At 56.7% G+C, this 17,199-nt stretch carries 16 protein-coding genes; 7 read left to right on the top strand and 9 right to left on the bottom strand.

The annotated features are described in order from the left end of the window. Positions 1–71 precede the first annotated feature (71 nt). The gene (locus ACR0L9_RS10985) at positions 72–2,507 is read left to right on the top strand and encodes a GcvT family protein (protein ID WP_480895652.1); all 2,436 of its coding nucleotides are present in this window, start codon (positions 72–74) and stop codon (positions 2,505–2,507) included. A gap of 8 nt (positions 2,508–2,515) precedes the next feature. Here the strand turns inward: ACR0L9_RS10985 and ACR0L9_RS10980 are convergent, their stop codons facing one another. After that, the gene (locus tag ACR0L9_RS10980) at positions 2,516–3,433 is read right to left on the bottom strand and encodes a GlxA family transcriptional regulator (RefSeq protein ID WP_480895651.1); all 918 of its coding nucleotides are present in this window, start codon (positions 3,431–3,433) and stop codon (positions 2,516–2,518) included. 95 nt (positions 3,434–3,528) lie between these two features. Between ACR0L9_RS10980 and ACR0L9_RS10975 the strand changes: the two genes are divergently transcribed. The 4 genes from ACR0L9_RS10975 to ACR0L9_RS10960 all read left to right on the top strand — a co-directional run bounded on the left by ACR0L9_RS10975 (position 3,529) and on the right by ACR0L9_RS10960 (position 8,224). Beyond that, on the top strand, positions 3,529–4,689 hold the full coding sequence (locus ACR0L9_RS10975) for an acyl-CoA dehydrogenase family protein (protein WP_480895650.1): 1,161 nt from the start codon (positions 3,529–3,531) through the stop codon (positions 4,687–4,689). Between the two features lie 7 nt (positions 4,690–4,696). Further along, a complete protein-coding gene (locus ACR0L9_RS10970; protein ID WP_480895649.1) occupies positions 4,697–6,712 on the top strand; it encodes an acetate--CoA ligase family protein in 2,016 nt (671 codons plus the stop codon). A 3-nt stretch (positions 6,713–6,715) separates the two neighbouring features. Then, positions 6,716–7,495: a carnitinyl-CoA dehydratase gene (locus tag ACR0L9_RS10965; protein WP_480895648.1), complete on the top strand. Its 780-nt coding sequence runs from the start codon at positions 6,716–6,718 to the stop codon at positions 7,493–7,495. A gap of 147 nt (positions 7,496–7,642) precedes the next feature. Beyond that, entirely contained in the window at positions 7,643–8,224 is a 582-nt protein-coding gene (locus tag ACR0L9_RS10960) for a helix-turn-helix domain-containing protein (RefSeq protein WP_480895647.1), read from the top strand. Between the two features lie 14 nt (positions 8,225–8,238). Here ACR0L9_RS10960 and ACR0L9_RS10955 read toward each other — a convergent pair whose 3' ends face one another. Genes ACR0L9_RS10955 through ACR0L9_RS10945 form a run of 3 tightly spaced genes read right to left on the bottom strand, consistent with a single transcriptional unit; the run spans position 8,239 to position 10,297 of the window. Continuing rightward, on the bottom strand, positions 8,239–9,036 hold the full coding sequence (locus ACR0L9_RS10955; protein WP_480895646.1) for an iron chelate uptake ABC transporter family permease subunit: 798 nt from the start codon (positions 9,034–9,036) through the stop codon (positions 8,239–8,241). Next, on the bottom strand, positions 9,036–9,782 hold the full coding sequence (locus ACR0L9_RS10950) for a metal ABC transporter ATP-binding protein (protein ID WP_170611711.1): 747 nt from the start codon (positions 9,780–9,782) through the stop codon (positions 9,036–9,038). The genes ACR0L9_RS10955 and ACR0L9_RS10950 overlap by 1 nt, the downstream gene beginning before the upstream one ends. Before the next feature lie 2 nt (positions 9,783–9,784). Then, a complete protein-coding gene (locus tag ACR0L9_RS10945; protein WP_170611713.1) occupies positions 9,785–10,297 on the bottom strand; it encodes a Fur family transcriptional regulator in 513 nt (170 codons plus the stop codon). A 56-nt stretch (positions 10,298–10,353) separates the two neighbouring features. On the opposite strand from ACR0L9_RS10945, the gene ACR0L9_RS10940 reads away from it, so the two are divergent. Beyond that, positions 10,354–11,352, top strand: coding sequence for a zinc ABC transporter substrate-binding protein (locus ACR0L9_RS10940; protein WP_480895645.1), 999 nt, complete (start codon positions 10,354–10,356; stop codon positions 11,350–11,352). Positions 11,353–11,815: 463 nt separating this feature from the next. Here ACR0L9_RS10940 and ACR0L9_RS10935 read toward each other — a convergent pair whose 3' ends face one another. The 3 genes from ACR0L9_RS10935 to ACR0L9_RS10925 all read right to left on the bottom strand — a co-directional run bounded on the left by ACR0L9_RS10935 (position 11,816) and on the right by ACR0L9_RS10925 (position 15,269). Then, positions 11,816–12,085 carry a hypothetical protein gene (locus ACR0L9_RS10935; RefSeq protein ID WP_480762794.1) on the bottom strand — a complete coding sequence of 90 codons (270 nt, stop codon included), beginning with the start codon at positions 12,083–12,085 and terminating at the stop codon, positions 11,816–11,818. A 447-nt stretch (positions 12,086–12,532) separates the two neighbouring features. After that, positions 12,533–13,681, bottom strand: coding sequence for a TolC family protein (locus tag ACR0L9_RS10930; RefSeq protein ID WP_170509543.1), 1,149 nt, complete (start codon positions 13,679–13,681; stop codon positions 12,533–12,535). 445 nt (positions 13,682–14,126) lie between these two features. Continuing rightward, positions 14,127–15,269, bottom strand: a complete 1,143-nt coding sequence (locus ACR0L9_RS10925) for an alpha-D-ribose 1-methylphosphonate 5-triphosphate diphosphatase (protein ID WP_480895644.1) — start codon at positions 15,267–15,269, stop codon at positions 14,127–14,129. 49 nt (positions 15,270–15,318) lie between these two features. On the opposite strand from ACR0L9_RS10925, the gene ACR0L9_RS10920 reads away from it, so the two are divergent. After that, positions 15,319–15,990 (top strand): DUF1045 domain-containing protein, encoded by a 672-nt coding sequence (locus ACR0L9_RS10920; RefSeq protein ID WP_480895643.1) that lies wholly within the window; start codon positions 15,319–15,321, stop codon positions 15,988–15,990. On the opposite strand, the gene phnN is transcribed toward ACR0L9_RS10920, so the two are convergent. Both phnN and phnL read right to left on the bottom strand, forming a co-directional pair. Continuing rightward, entirely contained in the window at positions 15,966–16,517 is a 552-nt protein-coding gene (gene phnN / locus ACR0L9_RS10915; protein ID WP_480895642.1) for a phosphonate metabolism protein/1,5-bisphosphokinase (PRPP-forming) PhnN, read from the bottom strand. The two genes, ACR0L9_RS10920 and phnN, sit on opposite strands and share 25 nt — an antisense overlap. After that, complete coding sequence (phnL, locus tag ACR0L9_RS10910) at positions 16,514–17,197, bottom strand: phosphonate C-P lyase system protein PhnL (protein ID WP_170818200.1); 684 nt, start codon at positions 17,195–17,197, stop codon at positions 16,514–16,516. The genes phnN and phnL overlap by 4 nt, the downstream gene beginning before the upstream one ends. Positions 17,198–17,199 lie beyond the last annotated feature (2 nt).

The following is a 17,199-nucleotide window of genomic DNA, read 5'->3' as shown; positions in this document are numbered from 1 at the left end:
TATCCAACCGCTTGTGAACCAACTGACAGAACAGGCTAATCCCCAAAAGACTACCTACCGGAGGGTCCTTGATGAAATCGCGCACTAAAGTGGTCGTCATTGGCGGCGGTATCGCCGGCTGCTCGACTCTGTATCACTTGACCCGTGAAGGTTGGACCGATGTGGTGCTGGTCGAGCGCGATGAGTTGACCAGCGGCACAACTTGGCATTCGGCCGCGCAGGTGACCAATTTTGGCATGAACCAGACCATGGTTGGTCTGAAGACCCACTCGATCAACCTGTACAAGGAACTGGCCGAGGATCCGGACTATCCTATCAACTACCATCACGGTGACGGCGGCATCCGGCTTGCAAATACGCCTGAGCAGATGCAGGGGTACCACCATTTTGCGTCTATGGCGCGCGGAATGGATGTGCATTTCGAGGTCATAGATGCAGAGGAATGCGCCCGCCGGCACCCGTTGATTTCCACCGACAACCTTCTCGGTGGGCTATGGGATCCGCTAGATGGCGACATCGATCCGGCTCAACTGTGCCAAGCACTGGCACGCCGCGCGCGTAAAGCCGGGGCCGAGGTGTATCGCAATACTCCGGTCACAGGACTGACACAGCACAAGGACGATACCTGGACGGTTCACACGGAACACGGCAATATTGACTGCGATATCGTAGTTAACGCTTGTGGTTATCGGGTAAACGAAGTGGGCGCGATGATGGGCGTGCACCACCCTGTCGCTTCGATGGAGCATCAGTATTTTCTGACAGAAGAAATCGCAACGATCCGCGACGCAGGCCACCGGATGCCCCTGCTGCGCTGTCCGATCAGCGACTATTATTGTCGGCAGGAGAAGAACGGCTTGCTGGTCGGTTTCTACGAGCAGGATTGCAAAACCTGGGGCATGGACGGGATCGATCCGAATTTTGTGAACGCGCTGTGCCCTGACGATCTGGACCGCGTGACGGATGTGCTGGAAGGTGCCTTCGCACGCATGCCTGCACTGATGGATGTCGGCATTCATACAGTGGTGAATGGTCCGATCACCTACACAATTGACGGCGCACCTTTGGTCGGGCCAATCCCCGGAAAGCGCAATGCTTTCTGCATCATCGGTCTGCGCGCGGGTTTGGGCGAAGGGGGTGGCCATGGCTGGCTGCTGGCCCAACAGATCGTTCACGGCGAGGCCTGTTATGACACGTGGTGCCTTGATCCGCGTCGGTTTACCGGCCACACAAATGTGGAGCTGACCGCGCTGAAAGCCATCGAAGATTACCAGAATGAATTCCGCTTTCATTTCCCGCACGAACACCGGCCTGCCGGTCGCCCCGCCAAAACCACACCGCTGACCCCGATCCTCGCAGCAGAAGGGGCTGAATTTACAGTGGTCAACGGTTGGGAGCGGGTCGACTACATCAAGCCTGCACCAGATTTTCACCCAACGCTGAGTTTCAGTTTTGATGAGACCTTTGACGTCGTGGCAGCGGAAATCAGAAACCTTCAAGAAAATGTCGGACTGGCCGAAGTGAACGGCTTCAACCGGCTGGAAATCACTGGAACCGATCGGCATCGGTTTCTGGATCGGATGATGTGCGGCGCGGTGACAAAACGCGACGGGCGGGTCGGCCTTGGTTATCTGCTGAACCACCACGGGATGGTCAAAGCCGAGGCCACCATCGCCAACCTTCCCGCGAGTGATCGCGGCCCGGCACGGGTCTGGTACGGGTCCGCCGCCGCCAGCGAATACCATGATATGGACTGGCTAAAGGCGCATCTGCATGATGGCGAAGATGTGCAAATCCGCTCACTCACCAATGATCAGATAATATTAGTGCTGGCCGGACCCAAATCGCGCGACGTGCTGTCCGCTTGTGCTCGAGGAGACTGGTCGCGAGAAGCTTTTCCCTGGCTGTCAGTTCGCGAGTGTTTTGTCGGGTTCGCGCCAGCAACTGTATTGAATATCAGCTTCTCAGGGGAACTGGCCTACGAGATACATGTCCCGAACGCCTCACTATACGCGGCCTATCTGGCGCTCAGAAAAGCTGGCGAGACGCATGACTTGAAATTATTTGGTGCTCGCGCCGTCGAGTCCATGCGGATGGAGAAAGGGTTCTTGCACTGGAAAGCCGATCTGCTCACAGAGTTCGACCCGTTTGAGACCGGTTTGGATCGGTTCGTGAAACTGACCAAAGGCGATTTCATTGGCCGAAACGCGTTGCAGAGACGCCTTGAGAACGGGCCTCAAAAGAAACTGGTAAGCCTGAAAATCGATACAACCAAAGCACCTGCCTATGGTGGAGCCTCTCTGATGTTGGACGACATGGTTGTTGGTACGATCACGTCAGGTGACTGGGGCCACAGAACAGGGCTAAACCTTGCTTACGGCTTTGTGAATCCGGAATTTTCCGAACCCGGCAGCCGAATGCAACTTGACCTGTGCGGAGAAATGATCGCTGCCGAGGTGATTGCGCCGTCCCCGTATGACCCGGACCTCTCACGCGTGCGAGGCTAATCCCAAAGTTACTCCCCGTTTCGATAGGCTGTTGGTGTCTGCCCGAATTGCATCCGGAACGCCCGCGTCATTGCGCTTGGGTTCTCATACCCGCAGCGGCTGGCGATCTCGGCCACGGACTGCTGGGTCTCGACCGCAAGTTTACGCGCCAAATTCAGACGCAGGCGACGATAGAGCGCCTGCGGTGTTACACCCAGCTCGGACAAAACCCGGGTCTCAATCTTCTTTTGAGAGCACCCGAGCTGACGAGCGATATCCTTTATCATTACTGGCGCATCCAACGTGCCCTGCATGACGCCCAGCACCCGATTCACCAGCCTGTCTTCGGATTTCATCTGTGGTGAAGCAGCACTTGGTTCACCACGGTTCATCAGAAGATGCGCCACCTCCATCGACAACAGCGGCCCGTGATCCGCAAGAATCAGCGCAGTCGCCAGATCATAAGCAGCCATCGCGCCTGAGCAGGTGATCCGGTCCCGGTCGATCACAAAACGTTCCTGCACGACCTCGACATCGGTAAAAGTTTCTTCGAACCGGGAAAGTTCATCCCAGTGAATGGTCGCGCGATGCCCTTCCAACAGTCCCGCACGCGCGAGCAACCAACTCCCTGTGTCCAGACCAGCCAGTTTGCGATGACGGGTTGCGGCCCTGCGCAAAGCGCGATGAGTATCGGGAACCGAGTGTTCCAGATACCCATAAGACGGCATGACAACCAAAGCATCACCCGCCTCAATGCCCATCGCTCCATGAGGCGCGACTTGCAACCCGCTGGAGCTTTGGACTGGCGCACCATGGGGTGAATAAAACTGCCAGGCATAGAGATCTTGCCCCGCCAGTGTATTCGCCGCGCGCAGAGGCTCGACCATGTTGGCGAGGCAAAGGTTCGAGAACCCGTTGAACAGCAAAAAGTTATATATCTGGGTCAAATTTTTCTAACTCGGCATGATATCGTACGATTACTGCATGTCATCGTGTCAGGCAATTACGTTTCATTGCCAATCAGACATCAAGGGAACGCGTCATGCAATTTGGCTTAACCGAAGAACAGGAAATGATCGTCTCAACAGTGCGGAGCTTTGTTGAGAACGAGATTTACCCCCACGAAGCTGAGGTCGAACGCACCGGACAGGTGCCGCAAGAACTGGGCGACGAAATCAAGCGGAAATGCATCGAACTGGGGTTTTATGCCTGTAACTTCCCCGAGGAAGTTGGTGGCGCAGGTCTCTCGCATCTTGATTTCACTCTTGTCGAACGCGAGCTCGGCCGAGGTTCGATGGCATTGACCCATTTCTTCGGTCGCCCGCAGAATATCCTGATGGCCTGCAACGCCGACCAGCGAGAACGCTACTTGTTGCCTGCCGTGCGTGGCGAAAAGATGGATGCTCTAGCTATGACCGAACCTGATGCGGGGTCAGATGTTCGGGGCATGAAATGCCAGGCCGTTCGCGATGGCGGTGACTGGGTCGTCAACGGTTCGAAACACTTCATCTCGGGCGCGGAGCACGCGGATTTCTTCATCGTATTCATCGCAACAGGTGTGGATGAAACTCCGAAAGGCCCCAAAAAACGGATCACTTCCTTCCTCGTAGATCGTGGTACGCCGGGTTTTGAAGTGCGCGAGGGGTACAACTCAGTCAGCCACAAAGGCTACAAGAACTATATCCTGTATTTTGACAATTGCCGTTTGCCCGACGCACAGGTTTTGGGCGAGGTCGATGGCGGTTTCGCGATGATGAACGAGTGGCTCTATGCAACGCGCCTGACGGTTGCTGCTTTTTCGGTCGGGCGCGCGCGGCGCTGTTTTGATTACGCACTGAACTACGCGGCTGAGCGCAAGCAATTCGGCCAGCCAATCGGCAAGTTTCAGGGTGTTGGCTTTCAGATCGCCGACATGATCACCGAGATCGACGCTGCTGACTGGCTGACGCTCGCGGCCGCATGGCGACTGGATCAGGACTTGCCCTCAAATCGCGAGATTGCCTCGGCCAAGCTTTATGCTTCGGAAATGCTGGCAAAGGTCACGGATACGACGCTGCAAATCTATGGTGGCATGGGTCTGATGGACGACTTCCCGATCGAACGGTTCTGGCGGGATGCGCGCGTAGAACGTATCTGGGATGGTACGAGTGAAATCCAGCGGCATATCATCAGTCGTGATCTGCTGCGGCCTCTGGGTGCCTGAGGCCCGAATGAGCAAGGATATCTCCCGTCTTCTACGCCCGGAATCCATCGCGGTGATCGGCGGCGGCGCGTGGTGCAAGCAGGTTATCCTGCAATCGGAACGCATGGACTACGCAGGGAAAATCTGGCCTGTCTATCCCAAGGCGGATGAAATTGCCGGGCACAAGGCCTACGCACGGATTGAAGACCTGCCATCGTCCCCGGACGCGGCCTTTGTTGGCATCAACCGTCACGCCACCGTTGAGGCCGTTCAGGTTCTGTCAGACATGGGCAGCGGCGGAGCAGTTTGCTTTGCCTCTGGCTTCTCGGAAGCTGCAGCCGAGGATCAGGCAGGAGGAGATCTGCAATCAGAGTTGATCAATGCAGCAGGCAGCATGCCCATTCTTGGGCCGAACTGCTATGGCTTTATCAATGCGCTTGATGGTGCACTGTTGTGGCCCGATCAGCATGGAGCCGCTCGGGTAGATCGAGGCGTTGCCATTCTGACCCAGAGCTCCAACATCTCGATCAACCTGACTATGCAGAAACGAGCTCTGCCGATTGCCTATATGGTGACTTGCGGGAACATGGCGCAGACCAGTCAGGCTGAGATTGCCTTGTCGCTGATCGATGATCCACGGGTCACTGCCGTCGGTTTACATATCGAGGGCTTCAAGGATATCCGCGAATGGGAGGCCTTTGCTGCCAAAGCACATCGGAAAGGCGTGCCTCTGATCGCACTTAAGGTGGGTGCATCCGAACAGGCGCAGGCAGCAACAGTTTCTCATACCGCCTCACTGGCAGGGAGCGATGCGGGTGCGCAGGCTTTGCTAAACCGGCTGGGCATCCCGCGCCTGTCCTCGCTGCCCGAGTTTCTGGAAACCCTGAAATTGTTGCATTGTTATGGGCCTTTGCCGGGGGGCAACATTGCTTCGATCAGCTGCTCGGGCGGCGAGGCCAGCCTGATCGCAGATATGGCGATCGGCACTGACCTCAGATTTCCAGAACTGTCCAGAGACAAGCAAACCCGATTGCGCGATGCGCTTGGTCCGATGGTCGCACTAAGCAATCCACTCGATTACCACACCTATATCTGGCGCGATGAAGATGCGATGGCGAACGCTTGGGCCGGAATGACTGGCGACGACATAGATCTGACATTCACGATCGTTGATTACCCGACCACCGATCCCACAGATTGGGCCGCTGCCACGCGTACAGCACAAAAAGTGCGGGCAGATACGGGTGCGCGTTTTGCCGTGGTTTCTACCCTGCCCGAATTGCTACCTGAAGATGTAGCACAAACCCTAATGGAGGCCGGTGTGGTACCCTTCATGGGTCTCCGCGAAGCCCTTTCTGCCACGCGCGCGGCGGGTCAGGTCGCCGTACCTGCAAGCGCGCCAGTCTGCTTGCCGGGTACGTCTGATGTCAAGCATACGTTATCCGAAGCCGAGGCCAAGCAAGCTCTGGCTGCCCATGGTTTGCGCATCCCTCGAAACAGGTCCGTCCGAAGCGCAAAGGAAGCCCTCAGCGCGGCGCAAGAAATGGAAGCGCCATTTGCTGTCAAAGGTGTCGGCCTTGCCCACAAGTCCGAACATTCCGCTGTACGATTGAGGGTTCAGGCTGCCGATGTGACAGGTGTGGCAGCGGATATTGGAACCGATGAGATCCTGATCGAAGAGATGATCACGGGTGCGGTGGCTGAAATCCTCGTCGGTGTGGTGCGGGACCCTGCCCATGGCTTTGTGCTGACAATAGGGGCCGGTGGTGTCTTGACCGAAATATTGCGCGATACCACCTCTCTTCTGGTCCCGGCAACATCCGACAGTATTCGCGCTGCTCTCGGCGAACTAAAGATCGCGTCATTGCTGGCAGGCTATCGCGGCCAACCAGCGGCTGATATGGATGAAATCGTTGCCGCCATTCAGGCCGTTCAAGACTATGTAATGCAAAATGCCGAAACGCTCGGCGAGGTCGAAATCAACCCGCTTCTCTGCACGCCCACCCGGGCGGTGGCGGTGGATGCGCTTATCAGAAAGGCCTGAGAAATGGACCCGATCAAGACCCGCCGTGACGGCGCAATTCTCGAAGTGAAGCTGGATCGGCCAAAAGCCAATGCAATCGATCTAGCTACCAGCCGCATCATGGGGCAGGTATTTGCCGAGTTTCGCGATGATCCCGAACTGCGCGTCGCGATCTTGACCGGAGCAGGTGACAAATTCTTTTGCCCTGGCTGGGACCTGAGGGCAGCCGCCGAAGGCGATGCCGTAGATGGAGATTATGGTGTCGGTGGCTTTGGCGGTTTGCAGGAGTTACGCGATCTGAACAAACCGGTCATCGCGGCCATCAATGGTATTGCCTGTGGTGGCGGGCTCGAGCTTGCGATTTCCGCCGATATGATCCTGGCCGCTGAACACGCAACTTTTGCCCTACCTGAGATTCGATCCGGAACCGTTGCAGATGCGGCGAGCGTCAAGCTACCCAAACGCATTCCCTACCACATCGCGATGGAGCTATTGCTGACTGGACGCTGGTTCGATGCCGAAGAAGGTCAGCGTTGGGGCTTGGTCAATGAAGTCCTGCCTGCCGATCAACTGATGGATCGTGCCTGGGAATTGGCGCGTCTGCTCGCCTCGGGTCCTCCGCTTGTTTATGCTGCGATCAAAGAGGTCGTGCGCGAAGCTGAAGACAGCAAATTTCAGGACGCCATGAACCGCATCACCAAGCGCCAGCTGCGCACCGTCGATATCCTCTATTCCAGCGAGGATCAGCTTGAAGGCGCAAAAGCCTTCGCTGAAAAGCGTGATCCGGTCTGGAAAGGAAAATAAGTTCAAAACACCGCTGCCTTCATCGCATTGGCGCAGTTTTGCGCCAATCGCTCAGCTAAGCTTGTTTTTTGTCAGAACACACTTTTACTATCCTGCAATTCAGGCCAAAGCTACTTTAACTGGAAGAAGGAATGTCAAAGCGGCCCGATGCAGGACAAGAAAACAGAACCAGAACTTGAGATCGGGCGCACCCTGCAGCGTTTGCGACAGGAACGTCAGCTCACGGTGACCGAACTCGCCGCGCAGTCAAAGGTTTCCGCGCCGATGATCAGCCGGATCGAAAATGGTCATGTGTCACCGTCCCTTGGTACCTTACACGCGTTGGCAGATGCACTATCTGTCTCTCTGATGGCGATGTTCAGCCATACCGACACGACCTCGGATGTGCATCACGTTCAGGCGGGAACCGGGTTGCCGTCGCGGCGTATCACACCAGACCATGCCCATGATTATCTACTGCTCGGCAAACACAGCGGGCCTAGCGGGTCATTCCAATCCGCACGCATCCGCATCTCAAAACAAGACCAACGCAAGTTGCCTAACTATCAGCACGAAGGCTACGTCTTCATCTACATGATTGAAGGCAGTGCGATCTATGGCTGTGGGACCGAAGAGTTCCAGATGTCAGAAGGTGACACGCTCAGCTTCGACGCCAAGCTCCCACATGGGGTGCGGGACATCCTGTCAGCCGAGATTGAATTCGTGACCGTGTCAACGCGACCGCATTGATCTTTGCAGATGCCCTAGGTTCCACGCCGCGTTTGCCATCCGATCAGGCTGAAACACGCAAACACTACTGCAGCAACACAAACAATGGATGGCCCTGCAGGCGTATCAAACACGTAAGCAGCCCGTAGCCCGGCGATTGCGGAGAATGCGCCAATCGCCGCCGCAATCAATGCCATCGCTTCCGGAGATCTGGCCAGACTGCGCGCAGCCGCCGCCGGGATGATCAGCATTGCAGCAATCAGTAGAACACCTACGACCTTTATCGCCACGGCCACTGTAACTGCCAGAGACAGCGTCAGGATCAACTGCTCTCGCTTGGGGTCAAAGCCGCTGGCATAGGCCAACTCTTCATTCATGGTCGCCGTCAAAAGCTGCGACCAGCGCCATACGATGAGGGCCACGACAAGCGCTGCGCCACCCCAGATCACAACCAGATCGGTGCGTGACACCGCCAGAATATCACCGAAGAGATAGGCCATCAGGTCGATGCGAACACCGGACAGGAACGATACGGCGACTAGACCGAAGGCAAGTGCAGAATGTGCTAGAACACCCAGCAGTGTATCCATCGCGTAGCCACGTCCGGACAACAGTGTCACGGTAAGTGCCATTGCAAGCGCAACAGCTAGCGCCCCAGTAAAGATGGACAGCTGAAACGTCAGCGACAAAGCGACACCCAAGATTGCCGCATGGGCGGTGGCATCCCCGAAATAGGCCATTCGACGCCAGACAACAAAACACCCCAGTGGTGCCGCAGCAAAAGCAACGCCAACACCTGCAAGCGTCGCGCGCGTCATGAAATCATCCAGCATTATTCTGCGGCTTCCTGAGAGGTTTCACAGTGACCGTGATCGTGATCATGGTCGTGATCATGGCGATAAAGGGCCAGTGCGCCTCCGGTACCCGTTCCGAACAGGGCCCGATATTCCGGGGCCGAGGCTACGACTGCGGGGGACCCTTGGCAGCACACATGACCATTGAGGCAGATCACCCTGTCAGACGCGCTCATGACCACGTGCAATTCATGGCTGATCATCAATATGGCGCATCCGGTTTCACGCCGGACCTCCTCGATCTGACGATAAAACGCCGCCGACCCCGGTTGGTCGAGACCCTGAGTGGCTTCGTCCAAAAGCAGAACGTCGGGCCGATTGATCAACGCTCGCGCCAGCAAAACGCGCTGAAACTGTCCGCCTGACAATTGCGACATTTGGCGCTTTAGCAGATCCGGCACCCCAGCAGTTTCAAGCGCTTCTGTACATTGAAGCCTAGAGACACGCTCCGTCAGACGCATGAATCTTTCCACTGATATCGGCAGGGTCGGATCAATGTGCAGTTTTTGGGGGACATACCCGATTTTTAGCCCAGGCTTCAGTGTAACCTTACCTTCCGCAGGCTTGGTCGCGCCAATGACGGCACGCAACAGGCTGGTCTTTCCCGATCCGTTTGGACCAACGATCGTCACGATTTCACCAGCCTCAATCGTCATGCCGACATGGCGCAGAACGGTATTCGCGCCATAACGCACGCTGAGATTTTCAACGGTGATCAGGGTCATGTCTACGCCTTCTCGGTGCAGTCTGGGCAGAGTCCCTCGGCTTCTACAACGGTTCGCTCGATTTCGAAACCCGCCGCGCGCGCGGCTGCGCCGAGGACGCCATTGGACGGTGCCGACTGAGCTTCGGCGACAGCGTCACATTTTCTGCAGATCATGAAGGCCGGGGAATGGACCTCTCCGGGATGAGAGCAGGCCACAAAGGCGTTCAAACGTTCAATCTTATGGACGAACCCGTACTGGACCAGAAAATCCAGCGCGCGATAAGCCACCGGCGGCTGCGAGCCAAAACCGGCTTCGCGCAAACGATCAAGTATAGCGTAAGCCCCAAGCGACTTGTGATCTTGCAACAGCATTTCAAGAACTTTTCGCCGCACAGGGGTTAGCCGCAACCCTTCTTCCCTGCACCGAGCATCCGCTGTGGCCAACGCCGTTTCGACGCAATTCTTGTGATCATGCTCCTGAAATCCTACCGGCGCATCTTCACCAACCGAAATGGGGTGCGTCTCGCTTGTCATGTTACTCCATATCATATAAGTCGGTCGTAATGTTATAAAATCACATAGAGAACCTGATGTCCAGAAAGTTGCTCCCACTAGCCATGACCACTGCATTGATGGCCGGAACCGCCGTGGCGGATGCACCCAAGGTTGCGGTTGACATCGCACCCGTTCACTCATTGGTGGCCCGGGTGATGGAAGGTGTCGGAACACCTGATCTGATCATACAACCTGGCGCATCGCCTCACGAATACAACCTTCGTCCATCAGAAGCAGCCGCACTGCAAGAGGCTGATCTGGTATTCTGGATTGGCGAGGACTTGACCCCTTGGATGGAAGGCGCTGTCGAGACGCTCAGCGCTGGTGCATCGGTTACGGAATTGCTTGAGTCGGACGGAACGGTTCTGCTTGATGTCCGTGAAAACGCAGCATTCGAAGCGCATGACCATGGCGACGAAAAAAACAACGATGATCTTGCAGAGGACGAAGAGCATGATGAGCATAGTCACGAGGAAGAGCATACTCATGATGATCAAGAAGCTCATGAGGGCCACGCACATGGCGCGCACGATCCTCATGCCTGGCTCTCTCCGGCAAACGCGGAAATCTGGCTGAACACAATCGCGGTGCAGCTTTCTGCAGCTGACCCAGACAACGCAGATGCCTACTTTGCAAACGCGGCAGCGGCGCGTGAAGAAATGGCCACTCTTTCAGCGGAAGTGACCGAAACACTGGAACCAGTCAAAGGTGGCAGCTTTATCGTATTCCACGATGCCTATCAGTATTTCGAAGATGCCTTTGGCTTGCCGGCCTCGGGCGCAATTTCCCTCAGCGACGCGACTGCCTCAAGCCCGGCAAGGATCGCCGAAATTCAAAGCCGTATCCGCGACGAAGGTGTGGATTGTGTTATGACCGAACCGCAGTTCAACCCCGGGATCGTCACAACCGTTCTTGACGGTACTGAAGCCAAAACCGGCATCATGGACCCGCTGGGATCTGATCTGGAATCCGGAGCGGATCTGTACTCGCAACTCATCCGCAATCTGGCCAAAACACTGTCTGAGTGCCTCTGACTCAATCAACAGCCCGGTCGGGATTTGGTTCCAACCGAGCTGAAGTCTGAGTGGTCTTTCCACTCATCGCTCCAACAAAGTCATCAGTATTCGGCTACCGGCCTCTCTAAGCTGTCCAATTTGGCGGCTAAGCTGCCGGCGCAAGTCAATCATCGCCAGCGAACTTTCGATGCCGCGCTCGACCAGAGGTTGGATCACGCCAATCTAATCCTCCAGAAACGCCGCCTCCACACCTGTACGGTCGGGAAGATCAAATTCTTGTCCGGATATCTGAGCCTCAAGTCTCGCGCGCGACGCGATCGCAATCGCCTGTCGCGGCCCGCCAATCGCCCAGATCACGCCACGAATACGAAAGGGAAGGGCAGATCGACCAAAGCAACCAGCGAGGCAGACGTAAAGAAATCCCGGACGACCTCAAAATCCCGAAGAACTAGGCCATGCGTCCATTCTGCCCGCCCCGGGCTTACATTTTAAGCACCATCAACTGATTGAACAGCCGTTCGGTGATCTTCAGGTCCGCCCATTTTCCCGCTGTATCGATGAACCGTGTCCGCAGGTTCTTGATCAGGAAATCGAACAACAGTGCAAGGCCAACTCCGACGACCAGAGCCAGCAAGCTATCAACCACTTCGTTTGGCAGAATGGGGTCATGAACGACCATGGTGAACAGCGACGTCGTCGGCCCAAGCACACTTATCACCAACGCCGCCAACATATTCTGAATGTAGACCACGCGCAGATCGCTAAACGCAGACCAATACCATTGGCCTTGCGGGGCAGAGCGGTCCTCGTCCGAACGGCGCGAGCATTATGCGCGCAATATCCAGCGCGTCTTGCGCAGCCGTGTTTCCTGTCGCCGCCAGATCTGAGGTTCGCTGAATCCGCTGCTGGCATCGATCGCAAGAAAGCGTCGGTGTCTTCTCGATCCAGAACCACTAAAGGTTGAACATCTGGGGCAAACGCCAGGACCAGAAACAAGTACAGGTCCAGTTTCAGTAACCGCGCTTTCCCAAAACCTGACTGTAGCCCACCGCTTCCACTGCGCTGACCGCCTAGGCGACTTCATCGCCCTAGAACACCCGAAAGATATCCACCTCGGACAACCCAAGACCCAAATGCTCTGTCAGTAGTCGGAGGTGCGTATTCAGCGGGTTAGTCGCAGTCGGGTTCACGACGGATATCACAAGGTTGGATCGGTCGGCTGTGCAACACCCAACGCGTCCAGGATATCGCCCGTGACCGCCAGCACGGCATATTCTGCACGACGTGCCTGAGCCTCAAGCTGGATCACCCGAACCTGCGCAAGATTCAACTCGCGCAACGCATCCAATATCTGTACCAGCGTGCTGCGCCCGATATCAAACTGTCCACGAGCTGCATCCAGCGCTTGCTCATTGATCTCGACAGCGCGCCGGGCTGTGGCGAGCCGTCGCTGGATTGAATTGGTCTCTTCCAAGGCCTGGGAGAGATTACGTTGCAACTCGCGCCGCAATTCTTCTTCATCAGCCCGGCTTTGTTGAAGATTCGCCCTTGCGGTTTCGACATTGGCGCGCGCGGATCCCCCTTGGTAAATCGGGACCGTTACACCCAATCGGGCCTGCACTCCGTCGTCGATACTGCCCTGGTCGAAATCTGTCTCAAGAATCGCAGAGAGTGTTGGGCGGGTCGCTCGTTCAGCAACCACGACCTCTTGTTCACGCACTTGACTGAAGGCGACCTGAGTACGCAGACGCGGGCTGCGTGCAACCATTTGCTGCGAGGTGGCCGCTGCCAGAATGGGTGCGGGGGGGATGGTCGGAATTATATCGGGTCGCGTTCCGAAGACTTCGACCCATGTTGCCGTCGCCAGTTCCACATCCGTCTGAGCCTGCGCTAATTCTGTCTCGGCGTTAGACTTCCGCCCCTGCCCCGCCAGCAAATCTGCCACCGATCCGGCACCGGCATCAAAACGGGACTGGAGGTCGCTGACCAAAACGTCCGTACGATCCAGATTCTGCTGGGCTTGTTCTTCGAGGCGGCGATTTCGATCCAGATCAATTATGGTCTCGATGGCCTCGAAGCTCAGCGCGCTCAGCTCTGACAATTCGTTTAACCAGGTCTGCCGGGCTTCAATCTGACGCAAACCCACACGACCCGAGACTTTGCCACCATCATAGATGATCTGGCTAAGCCGCAGGATCGGTACTGTATCCCCATCGGACGTCAGGGATGTCTCGGCCTCGATCTGCGGCAGGAACGCGCCTTGCTCGGAATCAATGCGGGATTTCGAAGCCAGAACGCTGGCGGCTCCGGCTGCGGTGGTGGGCGACGTCGCGACAGACCTTCGCACCAACTCAGCGAATTCAGTGCGTGCGACATTTCCCTTCAGATTATTCCCCCCCGATAAGGGAGCGGGGGCTGGTGTCGCCCCGGGATCAAAGGACTTGGTTCCCTGTAAATCCTGACTGCAGCCCGCCAAAATAATAGTGGCTATCACAACCGACAACCATGCCCTCATCCCGCCAAAGCTCCTGATTTCAACTCTGAGATAAGCAACAAATTTCCAGTCAGTTAATCGTGGAACTTGCTGCCCGCATTTTGCGTTACAGGAGAAAGTGCGGTAAAAAAGTAACCATATTCTTTACGAGTTTAATGTTCTGGCACGACATCGGTTTATCAAGATGCGGGTCCAAAAAAATCAAGCGGAGCAAGGGCGCAGATCCCATCTGGTAATCCGCGAGCTTTCGGCCGCCAGCCATGTTCTGTTTGGCAAGTGCGATTCAACCAATCACAACTCATCCAACCTTGTTGCCTTGGCTCCAGACACCGCGCAAAACTGGTGTTTGACCCATGCGACGCACACGCAGAACGTCACCGCGCAGGCCAACATTCAGGATGCCACGGTCATCAAGACCAACAGCCGTCGCAGGATTACGTGTAACCGTGGCCACAGCACGAGGCAGGTCGTCCCAAACATTGGCAAGATGAAAAGCCGACAGCAGTAGCGCAGAGGGCACGTAGTCGGAAGACACAATTTCCAGAAGATCGGCCTTTGCAAGATCTTCAGCCGCGACATTGCCGGAATGCGAGCCGCCACGGATCAGATTCGGGGCACCCATCATGACGGCGATGTTGCGGGTACGGCAGGCCTCGGCCGCCTCGAACGTGGTTGGGAACTCGGCGAAAGTCACACCATTTTCGGACGATTTTTCGACATGCTGCGCCGTGGTATCGTCATGGCTGGCCAGCGCGGCGCCAAGACGGGCGGCCTCGATCACTGCACCGGCTTCGTGCTTTTCTCCGAAACGCTGCTGCAAACCACGCAGGTTCTCGACATGTGCAACGAAATCGGCGTCGGTCATACCGCGCTTTTTGGCGACATAGGTCTTCAATGCACTCAGATCGCTGAATTGGCGTTGACCCGGCGTGTGGTCCATCAGACTGACAATGCCAACCCTGTCTTCCGGCCCGAAGGTCGCCAATTCCTCAAGCAGTGTCTCCGAGCAGATCTCGGCCCGCAGGTGAAGGAAATGGCTGATCTTGAAATAGCCTGCGGCGCGCGCCGACAACAGTTCGTCCGCCAGTTTGCGGGCATAATCGATGTAACGGCCCTTGCCGCTGTGAATGGAACCTACTCGCATGGCGTCGAACACGGTTGTGATTCCGGTCGAAGCCAGCTCGCTATCATGCGCGATCAGGGCCGGAAGATGAGGCCAGTCCACTTCCGGGCGAGGCTCGATATGACGTTCGATGTTATCGGTGTGCAGCTCGACCAGTCCCGGAAGGATGTAATCACCTGCACAATCGACTGCGCCGGTCGGAACATGATCCCCTTCGGTGATCTCGGAAATGACGCCCTGTTCGATTGTCACCGAACCGGTTACTACCCGATCGGGCATCACAAGCCGGGCATTCGCAAGGCACAGATTATCTGACATATCGCTGTCACAAGCCTTTGCCAAAGAGGGCGCGGGAAAAGGGGAATTCATGTCATACTCTCGATTTGCAATCTACTACGTGCCGCCCGAAGGACCATTGGAACAGTTCGGCGCGCGCTGGCTGGGATGGGATGTCGTGCAGGGCTGCGAGGTGCCTCAGCCCGATCTGCCCGATTTGCATGACGTTACGATGACACCGCGCAAATACGGCTTTCACGGAACGCTGAAACCACCCTTTCAACTGGCCGGAGGTTATTCGCTTGAAGCCCTGAAAGCGGCGGCGTCTGAGATGGCCGCTGGCCTGGCGCCTTCGAGCTGTGAAGGGCTGGGTCTGACGAGGCTGGGCCGGTTTCTCGCTTTGACCCCACAGGGCGATGTGAGCGGCTTGCAAAGAATTGCTGCGGCCTGTGTACGTGAGCTTGACCCGTATCGCGCCCCAACCAATGAGGCTGAACTTGAGCGGCGGCGCGGTGCAAGGTTGAGCCCACGTCAAGACGCACTGTTGATCGAGTGGGGTTATCCCTATGTGATGGACGAGTTTCGGTTTCACATGACGCTGACGGGTCGGCTGCCGAATGGCGATATTCCTGTATGGACCGAGGCGCTGCGCCGCCATTTGCCAGCCTTGCCCGAGCCCTTCGTCATCGACCAAATTGCCTTGTGCGGCGAGCGCATTGATGGGCGTTTCGAGCTTATTCATCGGTACGCGCTCGCCGGTTGAAGGACCCCTGCGGCGCGCGCAACCGTCTCGGCCAGTGGGCCATCGTTGGAAATGGTGATAACGTCCAACCCATCGGGCAAGGGTTTTTCTGCCTGAGCAAGCCGATTTGCAATCTCGCTATCGCTTTCTCGGCCGCGAGACGCCAAACGCCGAGCAAGAGTTTCCGGCTTCGCGGTGATATTCAGGACAATGAAGCGCGGGAATTTTTCTGCGGCCTCGAGCAGAGCTTTGCGCGAGAAATTTGCCAGACAATCTGCGCCATCACTCAGCCGATCTTTGACGGCAACCGGTATCCCGTAGCAAAGCCCATGAGCAACCCAATGCACCGCAAAGGCACCATTCGCTGCCATTTCTTCAAATTCGGCGATTTCGACGGCGTCATAGTCTTCCCCGCCCAACTCTGGTGCACGGGTGATGACGCGGCGCACCAAATGCAAATCGGGCAACAAGTCACAAAGCCCTAGCATCACACTGTCTTTGCCAGCCCCCGACGGGCCAACCACAGCGATGAGGCGACCCCGGGTCATGCCGCGACCTCGGGCGAAAACTGACTGGCGTCGATTTCGCGATCACAAACGCGCGCCCTAGCCGCTTCGTCGTGAAAGATGCCGATGATTGCAGTACCACGCGCCTTTGCCTCTTCGATGAGCCTTAGAACAACCTCGCGATTGGCCGCATCCAGACTGGCAGTCGGCTCGTCCAACAGCATCGCGGGATAAGAATGGGCGAACCCGCGTGCGATGTTGACACGCTGCTGTTCACCACCCGAGAAGGTAGTCGGTGAAAGGGTCCAGAGCCGCTCGGGAATGTTCAGTTGCCGCAACAGAGCTTCAGCCCGCGCCTTCGCGTCAGCAGCGGAAATGCCCACAGCCCGCAAGGGCTCGGCCACGACATCGACGGTGGGCACGCGCGGAACCACGCGAAGAAACTGGCTGACATAACCCAGAACCTCGCGGCGCAGGGCGATAACTGTCCGAGGCTCTGCCTGCACGATATCCACATCACCGATGCGAATTTCTCCGCTTCGGGCCAGATAGTTGCCATAGATCATACGCATGAGGGTGGACTTGCCCGCTCCAGACGCGCCCGTCAGCGCTACGCATTCGCCCGGAGAGACCGAGAAGGATACATCATTCAAAACCTCAATCACGGCCGCGCCTTGATTATGGAGGGTGAAAGTCTTTGAGACGTTATTAAGCTCAATCATTG

It is taken from the genome of Ruegeria sp. I3 (assembly GCF_056532525.1).
The sequence above is the reverse complement of the archived record's forward strand: the minus strand, read 5'-3'. Positions and strand labels throughout refer to the sequence as shown.

Excerpts from the sequence above, each read along its gene's own strand:
- ACR0L9_RS10955 (WP_480895646.1), bottom strand. The coding sequence starts at position 9,036 with ATGCTGGATGATTTCATGACGCGCGCGACGCTTGCAGGTGTTGGCGTT.
- phnL (WP_170818200.1), bottom strand. The coding sequence starts at position 17,197 with ATGATTGAGCTTAATAACGTCTCAAAGACTTTCACCCTCCATAATCAA.
- ACR0L9_RS10940 (WP_480895645.1), top strand. The coding sequence starts at position 10,354 with ATGTCCAGAAAGTTGCTCCCACTAGCCATGACCACTGCATTGATGGCC.
- phnN (WP_480895642.1), bottom strand. The coding sequence starts at position 16,517 with ATGACCCGGGGTCGCCTCATCGCTGTGGTTGGCCCGTCGGGGGCTGGC.
- ACR0L9_RS10945 (WP_170611713.1), bottom strand. The coding sequence starts at position 10,297 with ATGACAAGCGAGACGCACCCCATTTCGGTTGGTGAAGATGCGCCGGTA.
- ACR0L9_RS10920 (WP_480895643.1), top strand. The coding sequence starts at position 15,319 with ATGTCATACTCTCGATTTGCAATCTACTACGTGCCGCCCGAAGGACCA.
- ACR0L9_RS10960 (WP_480895647.1), top strand. The coding sequence starts at position 7,643 with ATGCAGGACAAGAAAACAGAACCAGAACTTGAGATCGGGCGCACCCTG.
- ACR0L9_RS10985 (WP_480895652.1), top strand. The coding sequence starts at position 72 with ATGAAATCGCGCACTAAAGTGGTCGTCATTGGCGGCGGTATCGCCGGC.
- ACR0L9_RS10975 (WP_480895650.1), top strand. The coding sequence starts at position 3,529 with ATGCAATTTGGCTTAACCGAAGAACAGGAAATGATCGTCTCAACAGTG.
- ACR0L9_RS10970 (WP_480895649.1), top strand. The coding sequence starts at position 4,697 with ATGAGCAAGGATATCTCCCGTCTTCTACGCCCGGAATCCATCGCGGTG.
- ACR0L9_RS10925 (WP_480895644.1), bottom strand. The coding sequence starts at position 15,269 with ATGTCAGATAATCTGTGCCTTGCGAATGCCCGGCTTGTGATGCCCGAT.
- ACR0L9_RS10950 (WP_170611711.1), bottom strand. The coding sequence starts at position 9,782 with ATGACCCTGATCACCGTTGAAAATCTCAGCGTGCGTTATGGCGCGAAT.
- ACR0L9_RS10965 (WP_480895648.1), top strand. The coding sequence starts at position 6,716 with ATGGACCCGATCAAGACCCGCCGTGACGGCGCAATTCTCGAAGTGAAG.